At 64.7% G+C, this 20370-nt stretch carries 17 protein-coding genes; 5 read left to right on the top strand and 12 right to left on the bottom strand.

Features of this window, described 5'->3' with window-relative positions; translation table 11 throughout:
* From GCT13_RS35365 to GCT13_RS35380, 4 genes are all read right to left on the bottom strand, one after another.
* The coding region (locus tag GCT13_RS35365; RefSeq protein ID WP_321574835.1) for a helix-turn-helix domain-containing protein at nt 1-212 on the bottom strand (212 nt) is incomplete at its 3' end.
* 81 nt (nt 213-293) lie between these two features.
* Nucleotides 294-1985, bottom strand: coding sequence for a bifunctional aminoglycoside phosphotransferase/ATP-binding protein (locus tag GCT13_RS35370; RefSeq protein WP_152766319.1), 1692 nt, complete (start codon nt 1983-1985; stop codon nt 294-296).
* On the bottom strand, nt 1982-3277 hold the full coding sequence (gene phaZ / locus GCT13_RS35375; RefSeq protein WP_152766321.1) for a polyhydroxyalkanoate depolymerase: 1296 nt from the start codon (nt 3275-3277) through the stop codon (nt 1982-1984). Before phaZ ends, GCT13_RS35370 begins: the two co-directional genes overlap by 4 nt.
* Before the next feature lie 142 nt (nt 3278-3419).
* Nucleotides 3420-4382, bottom strand: a complete 963-nt coding sequence (locus tag GCT13_RS35380; RefSeq protein ID WP_227747182.1) for a polysaccharide deacetylase family protein — start codon at nt 4380-4382, stop codon at nt 3420-3422.
* 239 nt (nt 4383-4621) lie between these two features.
* Between GCT13_RS35380 and GCT13_RS35385 the strand changes: the two genes are divergently transcribed.
* Together GCT13_RS35385 and ftsH are read left to right on the top strand one after the other, a co-directional pair.
* Complete coding sequence (locus GCT13_RS35385; RefSeq protein WP_193727839.1) at nt 4622-5269, top strand: BON domain-containing protein; 648 nt, start codon at nt 4622-4624, stop codon at nt 5267-5269.
* A gap of 389 nt (nt 5270-5658) precedes the next feature.
* Entirely contained in the window at nt 5659-7560 is a 1902-nt protein-coding gene (ftsH, locus tag GCT13_RS35390; protein WP_407670910.1) for an ATP-dependent zinc metalloprotease FtsH, read from the top strand.
* Between the two features lie 62 nt (nt 7561-7622).
* Here the strand turns inward: ftsH and GCT13_RS35395 are convergent, their stop codons facing one another.
* A complete protein-coding gene (locus tag GCT13_RS35395) occupies nt 7623-8219 on the bottom strand; it encodes a rhomboid family intramembrane serine protease (protein WP_152766327.1) in 597 nt (198 codons plus the stop codon).
* 203 nt (nt 8220-8422) lie between these two features.
* Here GCT13_RS35395 and GCT13_RS35400 point away from each other — a divergent pair, with 203 nt between their 5' ends.
* Together GCT13_RS35400 and GCT13_RS35405 are read left to right on the top strand one after the other, a co-directional pair.
* A complete protein-coding gene (locus GCT13_RS35400; protein WP_152766329.1) occupies nt 8423-9112 on the top strand; it encodes a CBS domain-containing protein in 690 nt (229 codons plus the stop codon).
* Nucleotides 9113-9244: 132 nt separating this feature from the next.
* On the top strand, nt 9245-10264 hold the full coding sequence (locus tag GCT13_RS35405; protein WP_152766331.1) for a 1-phosphofructokinase family hexose kinase: 1020 nt from the start codon (nt 9245-9247) through the stop codon (nt 10262-10264).
* Here GCT13_RS35405 and GCT13_RS35410 read toward each other — a convergent pair.
* Nucleotides 10261-10470 carry a ChaB family protein gene (locus GCT13_RS35410; protein ID WP_152766334.1) on the bottom strand — a complete coding sequence of 70 codons (210 nt, stop codon included), beginning with the start codon at nt 10468-10470 and terminating at the stop codon, nt 10261-10263. The genes GCT13_RS35405 and GCT13_RS35410 overlap by 4 nt on opposite strands.
* A 314-nt stretch (nt 10471-10784) precedes the next feature.
* Here GCT13_RS35410 and GCT13_RS35415 point away from each other — a divergent pair, with 314 nt between their 5' ends.
* A complete protein-coding gene (locus GCT13_RS35415) occupies nt 10785-14879 on the top strand; it encodes an ATP-binding protein (protein ID WP_152766336.1) in 4095 nt (1364 codons plus the stop codon).
* A gap of 25 nt (nt 14880-14904) precedes the next feature.
* Here GCT13_RS35415 and GCT13_RS35420 read toward each other — a convergent pair whose 3' ends face one another.
* The 6 genes from GCT13_RS35420 to narJ form a co-directional block, all read right to left on the bottom strand.
* Nucleotides 14905-15570, bottom strand: a complete 666-nt coding sequence (locus GCT13_RS35420; RefSeq protein ID WP_152766338.1) for a response regulator — start codon at nt 15568-15570, stop codon at nt 14905-14907.
* Complete coding sequence (locus GCT13_RS35425) at nt 15567-17438, bottom strand: type IV pili methyl-accepting chemotaxis transducer N-terminal domain-containing protein (protein ID WP_152766340.1); 1872 nt, start codon at nt 17436-17438, stop codon at nt 15567-15569. The genes GCT13_RS35420 and GCT13_RS35425 overlap by 4 nt, the downstream gene beginning before the upstream one ends.
* Before the next feature lie 223 nt (nt 17439-17661).
* A complete protein-coding gene (locus tag GCT13_RS35430; RefSeq protein ID WP_152766342.1) occupies nt 17662-18063 on the bottom strand; it encodes a SirB2 family protein in 402 nt (133 codons plus the stop codon).
* A 30-nt stretch (nt 18064-18093) separates the two neighbouring features.
* Nucleotides 18094-18873: a peptidylprolyl isomerase gene (locus tag GCT13_RS35435; RefSeq protein ID WP_152766344.1), complete on the bottom strand. Its 780-nt coding sequence runs from the start codon at nt 18871-18873 to the stop codon at nt 18094-18096.
* Nucleotides 18874-18889: 16 nt separating this feature from the next.
* Nucleotides 18890-19612 carry a respiratory nitrate reductase subunit gamma gene (gene narI / locus GCT13_RS35440; RefSeq protein ID WP_152766346.1) on the bottom strand — a complete coding sequence of 241 codons (723 nt, stop codon included), beginning with the start codon at nt 19610-19612 and terminating at the stop codon, nt 18890-18892.
* Nucleotides 19609-20370 (bottom strand): nitrate reductase molybdenum cofactor assembly chaperone, encoded by a 762-nt coding sequence (narJ, locus tag GCT13_RS35445; RefSeq protein WP_152766348.1) that lies wholly within the window; start codon nt 20368-20370, stop codon nt 19609-19611. The genes narI and narJ overlap by 4 nt, the downstream gene beginning before the upstream one ends.

The raw sequence follows: 20370 nt of genomic DNA on the forward strand, positions 1-20370 counted from the left end.
TCCCGAATGCCCTGTGCGCCTTGCCGCGCAATGCGCTTGCGCCACGTGCTGACCGTCTGCACCGATACACCGAGCTCTCGCGCAATCACGGTATTCGAGTGTCCCTCATGTGCCCACAACGCAATCCGAGCCCGCATCACATCCCGCTGCGGGGCCGTCTTCTGTGCGATCAGCGACAGGAGTTTCTTTTTTTCTTTCTTCGTCAGCTTCACTGACGTTGCATGACGGCCTCGGCTCATCCCGACATGATAACCAAGGCGTTTAATTATTCAACGTATTTAAGGGATGTCATACTAGCACGCTTGCGCTGATGGCTCGGCGGGCTCGGCGGCGCGCTGCATGAGTTCGATAACAGGCTGCCAGTAAGCGGTTGAGTCGAATGACGCAAGCGGGACCGCCGTATCGAAGGTGAAGGTCAATGCTTTTTCATCGTCCGTCAGTGGATCGGCGCTTGCAAGTTGCAGCGTGAGCGTCGACACATCGGCGTCGGATGCATCACGTGGGCCCCGATTGCGCGCCTCGATGCGTTCGATGAGCACGGACGGCTCGGCGTGAAAGTCGAGAATTAGAACAGGAACGCGAAGGCGCTCCGCAAGCGCGACAAACGCGCTGCGGTGGATGCACATGATGAATGTCGCGTCGACGATCGCGCTGTTCCCGTGCCGAAGCACATCGGATGCGAGTCGAAGCAGATGGTCGTATATCGCATCGCGCGCCATGTGCGTGTAGTGCTCGACGCCAAGGCGGTCATTCGATGCACGCAGTGAGATCAACCGCTTGCGTTCGATGTCGCTCGACAGATGCACGGCGCTGCTCAGTTCAGCCAACGCGCGGCTCGCGACCGATTTGCCCGAGCCCGAATAGCCGTGACAGAGCAACAAGACAGGACCAGGCCGCCGTATTTCCGCGCAGGCGACCTCGATGTAGCGCTGCGTATCGAGCGCGGCATTGGCGGCTCTGCGGGCAGATGCATTCCTGCCCTTCAGGTGCGCGACCCATGCGCGCACCAGCGCGCGATATACGACGTACAACGGCATCGGCGCAAGCGCGGAATAGTCGCCGGATACTTCGAGCCAGCCATTCAGCAGCCGGTTTGCCAGACGCGCTCCGGCACGCGCGCGCAGATCCATGACGAGAAACGCGACGTCATTTGCGACGTCGATCCAGCGCAGCGCATCGTCGAAATCGATGCAATCGAACATCGCGATCCGACTGTGCCAGCGCACCACGTTATCGAGGTGCAGATCGCCATGACAACCGCGCACGAAGCCATCTACGCGGCGTCGATCGAGAGCGGACGCGTGCTTGTCGAGTTGTTGCGCGCACCATGCGGCGATCTCATGTAGCGCCGGATGACTGACGTTTGCCAGCAGCGATGCGTTGACGGCTTCCACCTGCGCGCGAAGCAGCGCAGCGCTGCCATATCGGGACACAGGCACGTTGCGCGGCGCATGCCGATGATAGTCGGCGAGCCGTTGAGCCGCGTCGTCGATATCGCGCGGCGTGAGCGCTGAGTGCTTTGCCAGAGTCGAAAAGAGTGTGGCCTCGTCGAAGCGGCGCATCTTCACCGCATGTTCGATTGCGGCACCGCTTGCGCCGAATTGCAAGCGTCCAGCGTGGCGCGCGATGGGCAGCACGCCCAGATACAGGGCGCGCGCGAGTGGCCTGTTCAGCCGCACCTGCGCTTCACAGCAGCGCCGTCGCGTCTCGGCCGCCGTGAAGTCCGCGAAGCCGGGAGCGACGGGCTTGATGATCTTGTACGCGAAGCGCCCTGCGAGATACACAACGGAGATATGCGTTTCGATCCTGACGATCCTGCCCGCCGGATGACGATACATGCGAGGCCTTTGCATCGCGGCATCGAGCCCGCGCACGCTGCGCTGCGCGGCCCGGATACGGTTTGCCGCGTGTTGCGCACCGCGATGCGCGGCATCAGCACGGCGGTGGCGGGATATAGGCTCCTTGCGCCCTCGTCGGCGCGTCATGCCTGTCTCCGGTTAGCGGGTCTTGTCTCGCGTCGCCTGTGCGGGATTGCGGACACGGCGTTTTCGATATCGCGCCAGAAGTCGCGCAGGCCGGGATGCACGACGTCGCGCCAGCGCTCGCCCGTAAAGAGGTCGTAGTGGTTGCAGTGCGCAACGGTGATCTTCCCGCCTGCCTGCGCTCGCGACGTGTTGCACAGTTCGTGCGCGCAATGGGTTTGGCCTTGGCCCGTGATGTCGTCGTCGTCGCCTTCTACCGTGCATAGGGGCGTATCGCGAAGTGCGTCCGTCATCACGTGCCGTCCCGCGACCGACCATGTCCGGCGCGGCATCAGATGTTCATGAAACACGACGCGAATAATGTCGAGGAAATAGCATTCCGCCATATCGAGCACGGCGGCGTACTCGTTCAGCGAACGCAGCGCTTGCAGCGCGCCGGGCATGTCGCCTGCGAGCCAGCTCGCCCAGTAGCGGCCTTCGAGGCGTAGATGCCGTTCCGGGTGCGCGGCGTTGATGGCCGCCTGCTGGACGAAGCCCGGATACACGTGCCGTCCGGCTCCGCGATATGGCGCGGGCACGGCGTCGATCGCGTTGGTGCGAAACCAGTCGAGCGTGTGCGAACGGGCGAAGCGGTCGATGAGCGTCGGATGCAGACGCGTATCGATCGGCCCTCCCAGCAGCGCGACGCTGGCGAATGGCGCGTCCTGCGAACTCGCGAGCAAGGCGGCCGCCGCGAGCGCCGGCACGGTCGCCTGGCAGACGGCCATCACGTGTACGGGCGTTCCGTGCGCGCGAGCGGTGCGCATGAAGCGTTCGAGCGCGAGCACGTAATCGTCGAGCGGCAGAGGGCCGGCTTCGGGGGGCACGTCGCGGGCGTCGGCCCAGTCGGTGATATAGACGTCGCGGTGTTCGAGCAACGTTTCGATCGTTTCCCGCATCATCACCGCGTGATGGCCGGCAAGCGGCGAGCACAGCATGACGGGCCATTTTCCGGCCGGCTCCGGCGCGATGCGGTTGCGCGTGAATTTGCGCAGCGTGCCGACGGGCAGCGTGTCGACGACGGATTCATCGATGGGAATCCGGCATCCGTTGCCCGTGACGGCATCGATCGCGAACGGCGGCGCCTGCTCGAACGCACACGTGGATCTGAGCAGCCAGTGTCGGAACGCACTCGCCGCTTCGCCGGGCACGACCCAGGGCGCTTGCGCAGCAGGCGGACACGCGGATTCTTCCGGCAGCCTTTCGGCCATCGCCCGGGTCAGGCGTCGTTGTGCGTCGATGAGGGCATACCACATGATCGGCTCTGTGCGTCCGTCGATAGCGCAGGTAGCGTTGCATACGGCGAAAGCCTGAGCATACATCGCGTGCGGCGTCCGGACGAGCGCGATGCCGCGACTGTTGCGCGCGCGCTTGCGTGCCCATAAGCGGCGCGCGCTGTCATGAGCGTGCGCGCGGCGCATGGACAGATGGCGTGTCGGGCTCGCCGAGCAGACGGCCGAGGATGCGCGGCGTCACATCGTCGACCATCGGGAACCGGGGCAAAGCCAGCAACGTCGAAGACTTTTCGACGCGACGAGCGTTCAGCGTGAACCCGGCGACATAGCCGAGCTCGCTCGCAATACGCATGACGTCGACGTCGCAAATGCCGAATGGCCAGGCGAGCATGTCGGTATGCGTGCCGAGTTCGGCTTCGATCTGTTCGCGCGAATCTTGCAGTCGTGCTGTCGCGAAACGCTCGAACGCAGCAGACGATTGGCGGCTGCGTTCGACGGCGAAGCCCGGATGCCAGCCGGTGTGCGACTGCACATCGAACAGAGCCGTCGCGCGCATCGCACGCAATTGCTCCCAGGTCAACGCACACGACGCCTTCGAGATCGCGGACGGATAGACGAACAGCGTGACGGGCAACTGCTCACGCTGTGCAATCGGCAACAGCTGTTCATAGACGGATTGCTCGGCATCGTCGACGGTCAGCGCAACGGCTTTCGGCGGTAACGGCGCGCGCGGCTCGCGCAGCCACGCGACGATCTGGCGTAGCGGCACGATCTCGTAGCCGCGCTCTCGCAGGAAGCGCAGATGCGCGCGGAACGTGGCGACGCGAACGGCCGTCGAATCGTCGTCCGTGTCGGAAAAGCGGTGGTAGACAAGAATCGCGACAAGCGAGACGGCGTCGTGCGAACCCGGCGCCGCGAAGGGCATCGGAGCGGCGAGCAGTGTCGCAATCGCCAGCAGGCATGCGAGCAGCAACAGCCAGGCGGCGTCGGAATGCGCTGCTGCGCCGCATGAAAGCGACCACCGAAGGGGACCGGCTGTGCTCGCGCAAACTGCCGCGTCGGGCCGTTGCGCCGCGATCGGCAACTGCCGTGCATCCGGCTGAAATGCGAACTTACTGCGTGACATGGCAGACCTCCGCGTGGTTCGACGGATGGCGCTCATTTCGCGCAACCGTAGTGGACTGTGTCTGGTCATTTAAGCGTGGGCGCTGGACGTCGGCTTGATCTGAGTCAACGGGGCCGGGACGGGTGCAGCGGGCAGGCGAAGCGCCAGTGCGGATCGCAAGTCGTTGATCGACATCAAGCGCCGAGCCGCGCCATCGACGATGCTGAGACTGTCATGCGTTTGCAGAAATGGAGACCGCAATGAAACAGGATGAAGCACTGCGGCGGGAGATCGAACAATCGTTGCATTCGGATGCGGCGATCGATGCGGGACAAATCCGCGTGCACGTTCACGGCGGCGTGGTGACGCTCACGGGAACGGTGCCCAATGCGTTGCAGAAACAGATTGTCGAACAGACGCTGCGCGGTATCGTGGACTGTCGCGCGCTCGTCATCGAACTGTCGCTGCCGCCCGCAAGCGGCCATGTCAGATCCGATGAGATGCTCGCCGCGCGCATCGTCGCGACGCTGTCGAAAGTGATGCATCTGTCCGCCGACCGCGTGCGCGTCGAGACCGAGCGCGGTTGCGTGACGCTCACGGGCTGGGTCGATACGGAAAAGCAGCGGCACGCGATCGACATGCTGGTCGGACGGATGGAAGGCGTCGTCGGCGTGAGCAACCGGCTCGCCGTTTGCGAGCCGCCCGCCGCCGATGTCGCCGTGCGGATCGCGCAGACGCTCAGCGAGCGTCTGCAGCGGGAAATCGAAAGCATATCCGTCGATACGCACGACGGCGTCGTGACGCTCTCCGGCACCGTCGGTTCGCTCGACGAGAAGCGCGCAGCGTGCCTCGCGGCGTCGCAGGTGCAGGGCGTGCGGCGGGTCGTCGACCAGCTGGGCGTGGCGTGAGTGAGTTGCCCGGCGCGGCGGTGTTGTGATCGCGGCCGCTCGCGGTTCACAGTTGGCAGTTGGCAGCGGTGGCGCCTCGCGGGTCGTGGCGAGGCGCATGCATCAGTCCAGCAAGCCGCCGATGAACGGCGTGCCGGTTCGCTGCTGACCAACGCAGGTCGAGGCGCACGTGGCATCGATCCGGCGCCGCAAGCCCGGCGCTGATGTCACAACGTCGGCGCCTGTAGTCGCGCAATTTGCCGACATGCCCTTCCCCTTGTTCCCGAGAGCTCACGATGCCCATCCAGCGTCCTTCGCGCGATGTCCGCAAACCTGCTCGCTGGTCCGATCTGGCGAGTGTCGCGCTCACGGTGTTCGTCGCGCTGCTCATTGCGGTGCAGGTCCTCACGATGCAACGCGTGACCACGGAAGTTGCCTACAGCGATTTCCAGCAACTCGTTGCCGCGAGGCAGGTGGACGACCTCGAAGTGACGCCGACGCGGATCAGCGGCACGCTCAAGATGCCGGGCGCGGCCTCGTTGTTGCCCGCATCGGACGCGGCCGCCGTGAAGGCAAGTGGCGAGCCCTGGCGGTTCACGACGGTTCGCGTCGCCGATGACGGGCCCGCGCAGAGACTTTCCGCCGCGGGTATACGCTACACGGGCGGCGCCGACAGCGCATGGCCGGGCGTGCTGCTTTCGTGGGCCGTTCCGCTGGTGGCGCTGTTCTTCGTGTGGAACCTGTTGTGGCGGCGCTCGGGCGGCGTGCAGGAATACACGAAGATCGGCCGCGGTCATTCGCGCATCCTCGTGCAGGACGAAACGGGCATCACCTTCGACGACATCGCCGGCATCGACGAAGCCAAAGCCGAACTCCGGCAGATCGTCGCCTTTCTGCGCGATGCCGAACGTTATCGCAGGCTCGGCGGCAAGATACCAAAGGGCGTGCTGATCGTCGGCGCGCCCGGCACCGGGAAGACGCTGCTCGCGAAAGCCGTTGCCGGCGAGGCGGGCGTGCCGTTCTATTCCGTCAGCGGCGCGGCGTTCGTCGAGATGTTCGTCGGCGTCGGCGCGGCCCGCGTGCGCGATCTGTTCGAACAGGCGCAGGCGGAAGCGCCGTGCATCGTCTTCATCGACGAACTCGATGCGCTCGGCAAGGTGCGCGGCGCGGGTCTGACGTCGGGCAACGACGAGCGCGAGCAGACGCTCAATCAGCTGCTCATCGAGATGGATGGTTTCAGATCGAACTCCGGCGTCATCATCATGGCTGCGACGAACCGGCCGGAGACGCTCGATCCGGCGCTGTTGCGTCCCGGCCGCTTCGACCGGCATATCTCGATCGACCGGCCCGATCTGAACGGCAGGCGTCAGATTCTCGCCGTGCACACACGTACCGTGAAGCTGGCAGCCGGCGTCGATCTGAATGAACTGGCGTCGCGCACGCCGGGATTCGTCGGCGCGGACCTCGCCAACGTCGTCAACGAGGCCGCGTTGCACGCTGCCGAAGCGGACAAGCAGGCTGTCGACATGGCGGACTTCGACGAGGCGATCGACCGCGCGATGGCGGGCATGGAACGCAAGAGCCGCGTGATGAACGCGCAGGAAAAGATCACGATCGCGTATCACGAGGCGGGGCATGCGCTTGTCGCGAACAGCCGCGAGCACTGCGACCCGGTGAAGAAAGTGTCGATCATTCCGCGCGGCGTGGCGGCGCTCGGCTACACGCAGCAGGTGCCCACCGAGGACCGCTACGTGCTGCGTCAGAGCGAACTGCTCGACAGGCTCGACGTGCTGCTCGGCGGGCGGGTCGCGGAGGAGCTCATGTTCGGCGACGTATCGACGGGCGCGGAGAACGATCTCGAACGCGCGACCGCGATGGCCCGCCACATGGTGACGCGATATGGGATGAGCGAGCGCACGGGGCTCGCGACGGTCGGCGAATCCGCCGATCGGATCGTCTTGCCGGGATTCGAACGCTGGCGCGGCGCTTCCTGCAGCGACGACACCGCGCGGCTCGTCGACGAGGAAATTCGCCGGATGCTCGACGATGCGCACGCGCGCGTCGGGGCGACGCTCTCCAGCCAGCGCGCCGCGCTGGAGCGGATCGCGAAGCTGCTGCTCGAGCGCGAAGTGCTCGATCATGCGCTGTTGCAGGCGGCGATCGACGGCGCTGCGTTGTCCGCTCAGGCCAGGCCTGCGGGACCGGCCGTCGAGACGGAGGCGCAGGCCGCGCAGGTTCCGCTTCCCGCTCTGCAAGAGAGCCACGACGAAGACAACGAAGCCGGACGCGACAAGGAATCCTGTTCGGGTTGAAGCCGCGCGAACGTCAGATGCGCAATACAGCGCGCGCTTGAGCTCGGGCCAGTCGAATCACTTCAGTCGACGGGACCGCGATCCAGCTTGCCCGACCAGTAGGCGATCAGTCCGACCGCGCCCGCCATGCCGCCCAGATGCGCAAAATGCGCGACACCCGAGGCTTCGCGCGAGACGCCGAGCACCAGTTCGAGCATGGCGTAGCCAGTGGCAAAGAGCCATGCGGGCATCGGAATGGGCGGGAACAACAGCACGACACGGCGCCTCGGGAACATCATCGCGTAGGCGATGAGCACGCCGAATACGCCGGCCGACGCGCCGATAGTCGGATAGACGTCGCCCGTCATCGACAGCGTGGTCAGCATTTGCACGATGCCTCCGCACGCGACGCTGGTCACATAAAGCGCGAGCATTTTCCGGCCGCCGAGCACGCGCTCCACCTCGTTGCCGAACATGAACAGGCCCAGCATGTTGAACGCGAGATGCGTCACGCTGGCGTGCAGCGCGCTATACGTCAGCAGTTGCCAGGCATGAAAAGCGGGCACGCCGCTGCCCGCCGCGCGCAGTGGCCATAGCGCGAAGACGTCGATCAGCGAGTTCGGATTGAGCGCCTCCACGGCGAACGCGAGCACGTTCAGTGCGATCAGCAGAAGAGTCATGAATGGCGGCGACCGTGGCGGGCAAGGAGAAGGCGCATTTTGGCTACACATTCAGGTTACTGCCCGCAAGTCGCTGCCCGTTGATCTGCATCAGCCCTGCAGGGTCGCTGCAGACGGAAGCTTGAATCAGATCGGATCGGCCGGCTCTGTATTCATGCAGCCGGAACCGCACATTCAGTCGCGTCTGTTTTCAGGAGAAAACCATGCGAGCCATCGACGTGATGACCCCATCTGTGATTTGCGCACAACCTGACATGACTGTTCAGGAAGCGGCGAAGCTTCTCGTGGAGAACAGGATAAGCGGCATGCCCGTCGTCGACGAAAGCGGCGCTCTCGTTGGCATCGTCAGCGAGGGGGACCTGTTGCGGCGTGTCGAAACATCGACGCAGACGAGAAACCCCCGGTGGCTGGAATTCCTTTCGTCCACGCGCGAGCTGGCGACGATCTTCGTGAAAGAGCATGGGCGCCTCGTGGGCGACGTCATGACGCCCGAGGTGATGACCGTCGATGAGCAGACATCGCTGATCGATATCGCCGACATGATCGAAAGGCGCAGCATCAAGCGCGTGCCGGTTATGCGCGACGGCAAGCTGGTCGGCATCGTGAGCCGCTCCAATCTGATCCGTGCGCTCGCAAGCGTGCCGCCGCCGGTCCACGACGATGCGCCCGTCAGCGATAGAGAAATCGCCGAGGCGATCGTCGCCGCTTTGCACGGCAAGCGGTGGGCGTTGCCGAAGGAGAATGTGATCGTCGTCGATGGCGTCGCGCATCTGTGGGGAATGATCCAGTCCGACGAAGAAGAGAAAGCGTTGTGCATTGCCGCCAGCGAAGTGAAGGGCGTGAAGCACGTGCAGGCGCATCTCGCGTTTCCCACTGTCATGCCGCTGATGTGAGCGTTGATGTAGGCGCTCATATAGATGCTCATGCGAGCGCTTGCCGGCGATGAGAAATCGAAACGACGCATGCATCGAGAGCGTGCTTCGCATCGAACGCATCGAGCCGGCTGAGATGTAAAGGAAATAGTGATGACCGACATGCTCACCGTTACGTTGAATCCCGCCGTCGATATTTCGACGTCCGTCAATCGCATCGTCGATACGCGCAAGCTCCGATGCGAAGCGGCGCAACGCGATCCGGGCGGCGGAGGGATCAATGTCGCGCGTGTCCTGCACCGTCTGGGCGCGCGATGTGCCGCGCTCTTTCTCGCGGGCGGCGATCACGGCCGGACGCTGTGCAGCCTGCTCGCGGCCGAAGGGCTGGATACGCGCTGGGTGGAGATCGCCGGCGAGACACGCGAGAATTTCTCGGTCGTCGAATCGTCGAGCGGATTGGAATACCGCTTCGTTCTCCCAGGACCGTACGTGATGGCGGACGAATGGGATGCCTGTCTGCGCAGCCTTGCCGCCAATCTGAGGGACGCCCGTTTTCTCGTGCTGAGCGGCAGCCTGCCGCGCGGCGTGCCCGTCGATGCGTACGCTCAGCTTGCGCGCGCGTCCGTCGCCGTGAGGCCGAACATCCGTGTGGCCGTCGATGCGTCGGGGCCTGCGCTTGCCGCTGTGCTGGACAGTGGACTCGTCGATATCGTCAAGCCGAGTCTCAACGAACTGCGCGAATTGACGGGCTCGCCGCTGCCGGATGCCGGCAGCCAGGCCGACGCGGCACGGGCGTTGATCGCGGACGGCAAGGCACGGATGGTCGCGCTGACGCTTGCGGAAAATGGCGCGCTGCTGGTGACGTCCGACGAGACCTACTGCATGCCCGCGCTGAAAACCGAGGTGCGAAGCGCGATCGGCGCAGGCGACAGCTTTCTCGCCGGGATGCTCTGGGCGCTGGACCAGGGCGCGGTCCCTCGCGAAGCGCTCGGTTACGGGACAGCCGCAGCGGCCGCAACGATGAAGCAACCGGGGACGCGGCTTTGCGATGCACGCGACGTGGCCCGCGCGTATGTCACGGGGGAATCGCCAGTCGCCGCGCAAGCCGCCCGATCCGGGCACACGGTTCCTGGCGACACGAAGCGCGCCGTGTTTTCACAACGACACGGCTAGGATTTGCGGACCCACATCTCGCCTTGCTTGTCGTAGGATCGTTTGACGGCCGCCCACGCGATCCGGTGAGCCGCCTCTTCGCGACGCGGATCGGCCGCATGCGCTTCGAACGCGTGATTGAACGCGGCGCGATAGATATCCTGGGCGTGAGAGGGCAGGTGATCCCGGACGGACGCCGGAAGATCCTCGTTTGTTTGATAGGGCATTGCATCTCCCGTTGGACAGGCCGTGAACATGGGGCACGCCTGGACAGAAACCCACGATGCCTTGACGCTTCGAGTCTCTGCAAAACGCGGCAAGTATTTCGCTTTCCGCTCCGATCCCGCTTCCGCTTCCGTCCGAACGGGTCACTCCGGAAGTGGCCCGCTTTTCAAATGCATTTGACAACAGACGGCTAGCTAATTATCTGTCGGTGCATTAGCGCGTGTAGTCTGGGTCGCAAACTTCATTCCGCGCGGGCGGCTCGCGCGCGCGTCAACGTCGGCGGTTGACTTTGCTGTTCGCGTCTTTCCGGAGTGCCATGCACAAGACTTCGATCTTTCGCATCAGACTGCTCCTGCTCTTGCTGGTGACGTTTGCCGTACTGTCGAACGTGGCCGTCGGACAGACACCACGGACACCACCACAGACCACGCCGGCCAACGTCACCGTCGGGGTGGTCGAAGAAGGCTGGCCCCCGATTGTGATCCTGAACAACGGTCAGTTGTCCGGCGCCGCATTCGATTTCCTGAAGGCCGTTCTGGACCCGTCGACGCAGGTGCGGGTTCAGATCTTTCCGGACTTCGAATCACTGAACGCGGCCGTATGCGCGGGCTCTGTGGATATCGTGCTCGGCCTCCAGGGGCCGGGCCGACCGAGGCCCTGCCTGGTGCTTTCCGATGCCTATTTCGATTCCGATGTGCTGGTGGTCGGGCGCGCGTCGGATGCCGCGGCGGGCAGCATGCTTCCGCGCCTCGCCGGCAAACGCATCGCCACGGAAGCCGGCTCTTACATCGAGCGGGTATCGCACGACCGCTACCCGGAGTCCGTCTTCGTGCACGTGCCCAATCCGCGCGCCGGCCTGAGCGCGGTGCTGCACAACGATGCCGATGTCTATATCACGCTGGCGCCCGTTGTCGAATACGCACTGTCGCAGCCCGAGTTCGCCGGGCTGGCGGAAATCAATCGCTACCGGGAAACTGAAAGCGGCGTCCATTTCGGCTTTCCCCGCGCACGGCAAATGCTGCGCGACACGCTCAACGAGCGGCTGAACGCGCTGCCTGCCGATGCCCGCCAACGCATCGTGAGCCGCTGGATGAGCACGGGGCCGATCCAGCGGCAGATCGCGGGACCGTTCTTTCTGACCGATGACGAGCGCGCCTATCTGCGCTCGCTGCCCCCGCTGCGCGTAGCGGTCGATACGGGACTGGCGCCCTACGCGTATGTGGACGAAGGTGGCGAACCGCACGGCATGGCGCTCGACTATCTTCGCTATCTGGCGGACAAGCTGGGGATCACCTTCGTGCGCCAGCGCCTGCCTAACTTCGCCGCCACGGTGAATGCGCTGCAATCCGGCAAGCTGGATCTCATCGCCGTTGCCGTGCCAGGCGATTCCGCGCTGCATGGCATCGCCGTGTCGCGTCCGTATGCGACGTATCCCGTCGTCGTCGTGGGCGCGCGGGATACACCAGCCATCGGCCAGATGCGCGAGCTCGACAACAAGCGCGTGGCCGTCACCGAGGGCGGCGGTTTGCGCTCGCTCGTGATATCGGCTGCCCCGCAGGCGCGCATCATTGCCGTTCCGGATATCGAAACCGGCATGGATGCCGTCGCCCAGGGAACGGCCGATGTCTACGTGGACGATCTGGCGGCCGCCGACTACATGCTGCAGCGGATGCATGGCGGCAATCTTCGCGTCATCGGCTCGGACGGCCCTCCGCTACGGACGGGCATTGCGATGACGCCGGCGCTGGCCGCCCGGCTCATGCCGCTCGTCAACCGCGCGCTGGCTTCGATGCCGGACACCGAGCGGCTGGCGATCCAGAACCGCTATTTCACCGCGAACTACGTGCTCGGTCCGTCCTGGCGAGACATCGCCACGAAGATCGCGCCCTTCGCGATCGCGATGCTCGCGGTCATCGCCGTGTTGTGGCGCTCGCGGCGGCTGCTGCGCAAAGAGGCGCAGGTGCGCCGCGAAGCGGAACTTCGGCTGATCGACGTGACGAGCCAGTTGCCGGCGACGGCCTTCCAGTTTCGACGCGCGAAGAATCGCGATCCCGGTTACACGTGGCTAAGTGGAAATTCCGTCGAGCTGTTCGGCAAGACCAGCGCCGAACTGCAAGTCGGCGCGAGCATGTTGTCGTCCATCCATCCCGACGACCGGGACGCGCTTTTAGAAGATCTTCGGAATGCCAGCCAGACCTTGACGGCCGTCAGCCGCGAGGTCCGCGTGCAGCGCCACGACGCGTTCAGGTGGACGCGGCTGCACGCGGTGCCGCAGAGAGCCGACAACGGAGATCTCGTCTGGAACGGTTATTGGAGCAATGCGGAGCAGGAGCACGAATACGCGGCCGCGCTTGCCGCAGCCCGCGATGCGGCCGAGCAGGCGTCTCGCGCGAAGAGCGACTTTCTCGCGACGATGAGCCACGAAATACGCACGCCGATGAGTGCCGTCCTGGGCCTGATCGAACTGCTGGCTCACAGCGACCTTCGCCCCGATCAGACCGACAAGGTAAAGCTGATCTCGCAGGCCGCCGAATCGTTGCTGCAGATACTGAACGATATTCTCGACTACTCGAAGATCGAAGCGGGCAAGATCGTTCTCGAGCGTGCGCCCGTCGATATCCGCGAACTCTGCACGAGCAGCCTCGGCCTGCTTTTCTGGCGCGCGCAGGAAAAAGGCCTGCGGCTCGGGTTGTGCATCGACGCGGCCGTGGCGCCCGTGGTATGGAGCGACGGCGTGCGGCTACGGCAGATTCTCTTCAACCTGCTCAGCAACGCGATCAAGTTCACCACGGAGGGCAGCGTCAAGCTCGACATCGAACTGGCGGACGAAGTGGATGGCGTGCAAACCGTCGTGTGGCGCGTCACCGATACGGGCATCGGCGTCAGCGCCGAGCAGCAGGCGCAGTTGTTCCAGCCATTCGTGCAAGCCGAAGCCTCGACCACGCGGCGCTTCGGCGGCACGGGCCTCGGGCTGTCGATCTGCCGGCGCGTCGTGGATATGCTCGGCGGCACGATCGGCATGGAAGGCGAGATCGGCCGTGGCACGCGGGTGGAGTTTCGTGTGCCGCTGGAAGTCTGTCGGCGGGAGTTTCAGTGCTGTCCGCTCGGGAGCGTGACGATTGGCCTGCGTATCCGTGACGCCTATGTGTTGCGCAGTCTGGCGCAAGCCGTGCGTACGCTCGGAGGCGTCGCGGTGACGCTGGACCCGAACGAGTCCCCCGGCACTGCCGGCACGTTGCCAGCGCAGTGTCAGCTGATCATCGACGACTATCTGACGGCGGCAGAACGGCGTTCGGATGAACTTCTTGCGCACGATCGACGCGAGCCTGCCGTTCACGAGCAGATGGCGGACGTGCCCGTCATTCCCACGACGGCCGCGCCCAAGTCCAGCGGGTATCTGCGGGTGGGAGACGTCTTTTATCTGGGCGTTTATCCCGTCACGTTGCAGGGTGTTTCCGCCGTATGCAACGCCGCACTGCACGGCGATGCGGAACTCGGCCTGGAGTCGCCCGCATTGGCGTTCACGCCGGTCGTGCCGCGCAGCCGCGACGACGCGTTGCGCCAGCACGTTCTGATTCTGGTTGCCGAAGACAACCCGATCAACCGTCATCTGATCCGGCAGCAGCTCGAACTGCTCGGCTGCACGTGCGATGCCGTCGAAGACGGCGCGCAAGCGCTGGGGGCTTTGGAGTCGGCGGACTACGCGTTGTTGATCACGGACTGCCACATGCCGCAGATGGACGGCTACACGCTCGCGACACGCATACGTGCCCGGGAAGACGGCGCGCGCCGGATGCCGATCGTCGGACTGACGGCGAGCGTCGGGCGTGAAGAGCGCGGCGAATGCGTTGCCGCCGGGATGGACGACTGCCTTTACAAGCCAGCAAAGCTCAGTGATCTGGTCGCATGCATCGCCCGGTTTGCGCCGCAGTGCCTGCCGGGTCCCGAAGCATCGGCGAGCCAGGAAGCGGATGCGCCGAATGCCGGTATGTGCGAAGCCGATGCAGGCCCAGATTCCCGAGCGGCCGCCGCCGGGATGGGCTCAGGTCCCGTAGCCGTCGCGACCGAGGCAAGGGCGCTGCCGGATCTCGACTGGTCCGCCATCAACCAGAGCTTCGGCAGCAGCGGGCGCGACGAGGCGCTGATCGCGGTCATCGCCCAGACGATGGTCTCGGACGCGGACGAACTGCAACGTCTGCTGGACGAACCCGACACCGGGCCGGCCACGCTGCGGCAGTGGATTCATCGCGTCGACGGCGGCGCGTCGGTGCTCCGGTACGAACCGCTGAAGCACGCGCTGCAGACGTTCCGCGCCAGCGTCCTGACCGGTGATCCGGCGCAGTACATCGCGGCAGGCGAACGGATGCTGCGCGAGTTGCGCGAGATTGCCCGTCATCTCGCGCGTCAGTGAAAAGGCACCGGGGCACCGGGGAATCCTACGTTGCGCGCGCGACGGCGTAAGTGGCGGCCTGCACGCGCGAGCTGAGCTTCAGCTTGCGCAGAATGTGCTGCACGTGAATCTTGACGGTCGTTTCCGCGATGTTCATCGCGCGCGCGATTTCCTTGTTCGTCCGGCCTTGCGCGACTTGCGCGAGAATTTGCTCTTCGCGCGGCGACAGATTGTGGATCGGGTCTTCTTCGGACGATGCTTTTTCGTCCTTGCCTTGCAACGATTGAAACGCGGTGACGAGCTTGCTGGTCATCTCCGGGCTGACGGTCGATTCGCCTGCCATCGTTCTCACGATCGCGGTGGCCATCACGTCGCTGTCGACGGTCTTCAGCAGATAGCCGCGCGCGCCGCCGCGCAGCGCCGCGGCCAGATCGCTTTCGTCTTCGCTCACGGTCAGCATCAGCACGCGCGCTTGCGGCGCCGCTTCGAGAAGCCCCGGCAGCGCATCCACGCCGTTGACGCCCGGCAGGTGATTGTCGAGCAGGATGATGTCCGGTTGGGTTTCGGCGGCGCGTCGATAGGCCTCGCCGGCATCGCCCGCCTCGGCGACCACTTCGAAGCGCGAGTCGGCGCGCAACAGCGCGGTGACGCCGCGCCGGAACAGCGTGTGATCGTCGACCACGAGCACGCGGATCAATGTCGGGTCTGTCATGCTGCCAGCCTCCTGCGTTCGGGCAAGGTGAGTACGATGCGCGTTCCCGATCCGGGCATCGAGTCGATTGATACGGCCGCGCCAATGCGCTCGGCCCGCTCGTGCATGATCCGCAAGCCGATATGCCGATCGTCTTGCACAGTGCCGCTGACGAAGCCGCATCCGTTGTCGCGGACCGTCACGCGCCATGGCGATTCCTGCTGCACGTTGAGCCACACCTCGGTTGCGTGAGCGTGCTTGCGGATGTTCGACAGCGCTTCCTGAACGACGTGCAGCACCTGCACCTGAACGTCGGCCGGCAGCGGCACGCCGTGTCCTTCGACGGACAGATGCGTCGCGAGCCCCGTCTGGTGCTCGAATTTTTGCAACGTCGTGCGCAGCGCGGGAATGATGTCTTCGCCGCTCGTGCGCGTGCGGAAATTCAGCAACAGCTCGCGCACGTCGGACAGGCTCTCGTGAATGCCTGCATCGAGTTCACATACCGTCCGCTCGACACGCGGCTCGTCCGCATGTTTGATCGCGCCGCGCAAGAGGCCGATCTGGATCTTCATGAAGGCGAGGCTTTGTGCGATTGAGTCGTGCATTTCGCGCGCTAGCAGATTGCGCTCCGCTGCGACGGCCGCTTCGCGTTCCAGCGCACCCGCGCGCAGGCCTTCGAGCGCGACGGCAAGATGACTTCCCATCGTTTCGATCAGCACGCGGTCCTCGTCCGTCAGCGTCGCGCGGGCGTTGAAGAACAGATCCAGTTCGGCGACCATCCGGTCCTGCAATTTGACGGGCACACCGATCACGGTGCTGAAACCGGCTTTCGAGCAGTGCCCAAGCGAACCCGGATGACCGGGGTGAATCGGGATCACGCGCGTGCTCGCTTGCGCGTGCAGTTGGCCGCAATGGCAGCCGCCCGTCGGAATGCACTTTTCGCTTTCGGAAATCTCGGTCGGCAGGCCGTCGGATGCCACGAGCAGGTAGCGCTGATTGGCTTCGTCGGTCCATCGCACGGCGGTCGCATCGGCTTTCACTGCCAGCCGCACCAGTCTCGCGAAGCCGCTTGCAAGTTCGTCGAACGTCGCCGCGTGCGCGGCAAACGCGCTTGCCTCGTAGAGCGTGCTGAGCCGGGCATTTTGCGCGGCGAGGCGTTCGGTCTTTTCCTCGACTTTCACCTCCAGGTTCTGATAAAGCTCCTGGAGCGTTTCGGCCATCCGGTTGAAGCCTTCGGACAGCGTGCCGAATTCGTCGTTCGAGTCGACTTTGACACGCGCCGTCAGATCGCCTTCCCGCACGCGCGCGAGTCCCGTCTTGAGCCGTTCGAGCGGATTGAACACGAAGATATAGGCCGAATAAAGCAGCGTGACCGCGCTCGCAATCGTCAAGCCGATCATGAAAACCTGCAGCATGTTCAGGATCGCGGTCAGATAGGACAGACGCCCCTCGATGGCCGACACGAGCCGATCGATATGCTTGACGAACTCCTCGGCCTCGGCGGCCGCCTGTGCCGAGTCGGGTGCGGGGGAAGCGGTCCAGTGGCCGCGCACCACGGTCCATGCGCGCTGCACGTCCGCGAACGCCGCCGTCGAGCGTGCGTCGTGCGGCACGAACAGTGGCCGCGCCGGATCGCCGTTGCGCAACAGCGCGACGCTTTGTTCGAACTGATCGGCCTGTGCCTTGATGCGCGCGGGATCGCTGCGCGCGAGCGTTTGCGCGAGCCGCCAGGTCTGCATGCGCATGCGGCCCGCTTCGTTGACGGCGGCCGCGCCGCCTTCGAGCTGCCAGCTTGCCCACAGGGTGTAGCCGATCGAAACGGATGCCGCAAGCAGCAGCAAACCGCCGATGATGCCTAGCTTCGCCGCGAGAGTCTGGAATTTTTTCATTGACGTCGGTGGGTTGCCCGGAACCGTCGGCCGGGAATTTGGCTGACGGTCGACACCCAGAGCCTTCTTCCGACAATGTGCCGTCGCCTGGTCGAGAGAAGTCTGATCCAGATCAAGCGTTTGCTGTTGTGTCGTCAGGCTGGTTGCGCTTTCGACATCCGGCGGCAAAGCGATTGCGTGTGACCTGGCGCGTCGAGCGCGCGTGAACTGGGACGGGAGATCACTACGCGTGGGCGAACAGTCCGAGCGGGCGATGCGTGACGGCAACCGACACGATCAGCAGATACAGCGCGAGCGCGCATCCGAAGCTCACGCATTGGACGAACCACGTGCGGCCGTGTTTCAGCGCAAACGATCCAGCCACGATATAGGCGACCAGCAGAAGCAGCTTGGTGCCAAGCCATGCGTCCCGTACGGGATTCAGATGCAGCATGAGCCACAACGTGATGCCAGCTGCCAGCAGTGACGTGTCGATCACGTAGCTGAGACGGCGCCAGCCGGGACGCGTGGGCCAGGCTCGCCCGGTCAGCACAGACGCGCCGCGCGTCGCGAACAGCAGACCGCTGCTGGCCACGAACGACACATGAGCGAGCTTCACATACGGATAGAGTTCGATCAGCGGCATGGCATGGGCAAGGGCTTCGATAGAGCAGGGTTACTGGACGAGCGGCGTTGCGGCCGCTTCGATATCGACGCCGATGATATCCGCGTGCGCGGCCTCGAGGCTGACATACTGACGCACCGCCGTCGAAAACGCCAACTGTCGCAGCGTCTGCGCGACGGCTGCGCGCACCGTCTCGAAGTCTTGCAGCGCGCCGGGCTTGCGCGCGAGGACTTCCACCACATGCAGGCCAAAGCGGCTATGCACGAGCCGTGGCAACACGCCTATTTCCGTCTGGCCGAAAAGTTGTGCGGCAAATTCGGGCGCGCATTCGTCGGCGGCAAGCCACCCCAGGTCGCCGCCCGCAGCGCCGCTCGGGCAATTCGACAACTCGGCAGCCGCGCGGGCGATACGGTCATCTTTGTCGGCGTCGCTGCATCGCACGTCGAGCAGACACGCTTCCGCCCGCTGACGAAGCGCGTTGACGTCCACGCCCTGCGTCACGGCGAACAGCACATGCCGGGCGTGCACGCGTTCGCCTACCGCGTAGCGGGCCGGGTGGGCGTCGTAGTAGCGGCGGCACGCGTCGTCGGCTGGTTCCGGCACGTGCAGCACGCGTTCGAGCAGCGCGTCGATCGCGGCCGTCGCTGCGGGACTCGTTGCGCCGTCCGCGGATGTGGGGTCGTCCGCGTCGAGCAGTCCTCGCGCGATGGCCGCCTGCCGCAATAGCTCGGTGCAGGCGCGTTGGCGCAGCGTTCCGGCGTCGAGCATTTCATCCGGACGATGAAGCGCCACGCCATTGACCGTTGCGACGTCCTTCAAATCGTTCTGCATGTTCGACTCCCTGAGTTCAGAGCTTGCGGGCCGACTGACCATGCGAGCGCAGGTTCAGCCGGCGCGAGCGTACGAGCTGGTAAGGCCGGAATACATAGGCCACCGATGCGAAGCCGCTCCACACGTGCACGAGCCGGCTGAACGGGAACAGCAGGAAGATCGTCATGCCGAGCACGATGTGCAGCTTGAACGGCCACTCCACGCTGAGCAGGCCGCTCGCATCCGGGCGGAACGTCACGATCCGCTGGGCCCAGTCAGCGAGTACGAGCATCGTGTGCGCGTCCGCGCGGTCGGCGAACGAGAAGGGCAGCGTGATCAGGCCGAGGCACAGTTGCAGCCACAGGATCACGAGAATCGCGATATCCGTGCGGCGGCTCGTGAGACGGATGCGCGGATCGAACAGGCGCCGGTGAAGGAGCAGCGTCAGCCCGACGAAGCAGATGAGTCCCGCCGTTCCGCCCGACATGATCGCGAGCAACTGTTTGTGCTGCGCGCTGATGAAAGGCTCGTAGAGCGCATGCGGCGTCAGCAGGCCGACCGTGTGTCCGAACAGCAGGAACAGGATGCCGATGTGAAACAGGTTGCTGCCCCAGCGAAGCTGCCCGGCCCGCAAGAGCTGGGACGAATCGCTCTTCCATGTGTACTGGTCGCGGTCGAAGCGGATAAGACTGCCCAACAGGAACACGGCGAGGCACAGGTACGGATAGACGCCGAAGAAGAAGTTGTGCACGGTGTTCATGCCGATGCTCCTTGCTCAGGTTGCGCGGGTTGCGTATGAAGTTGCGCATGAGGTTGCATGCGAGATTGCGTTTGGAGAGGCGAGCGCGCGTCTTTGACGATGCGCACGGGCTGTGGCTCGCCGGGGCGTCGCTGGCCTTGCGACGAGCAGCCGTCGAAGGCAGCGGGCTCGCTCCATGTTTCGTCGAGGCCCGGCTCTCGCGGTAGTTCGACGGCGTGCGCCGGTTCTCCCGCCAGGTCGAGCAGCGCGGCCAGCACGCTCGCATACGCGCTTTGCCGACGGGTCAATGCGCTGTAGATGTTGCGCAGGATATGCGCGACTTCGCCGAGCAGGCCTTTCGCGGATTCGGACGGCTGCGTCGATGCGTATTCGAGCAGCACGGTCAGATGATCGGGCAGTTCATCCGACGCGAGATAAAGCCCCGCTTGCTCGTAGGTCTGGATCAGATCGATCATCGCCGGGCCGCGCTCGCGCGAATCGCCATGCACGTGCTCGAACAGATGCAGCGCGGTGCCGCGGCCGCGATCGAAGAGATCGACATAAGCGGCCTCGGTGTCGAAGCCGTCGTCGCGCAGCAGCGTGTTGATAAGCTCGTCGATTTCGGCAAGCCGTTGCTCGCAGAGCGTGTCTTGCCCATGCAGCGCTTCGCGCATCTCGGGCAGGGCCGCTCGCAACGCCGCATCCGGATAGTCGAGCAGATGCGCGAGCACGCGCAGTGTCGTCTTGAGCGAAGGCTGATCGGTACAGATAGTGGACAT

Source organism: Paraburkholderia franconis, assembly GCF_009362735.1.
GTDB lineage: Bacteria > Pseudomonadota > Gammaproteobacteria > Burkholderiales > Burkholderiaceae > Paraburkholderia > Paraburkholderia franconis.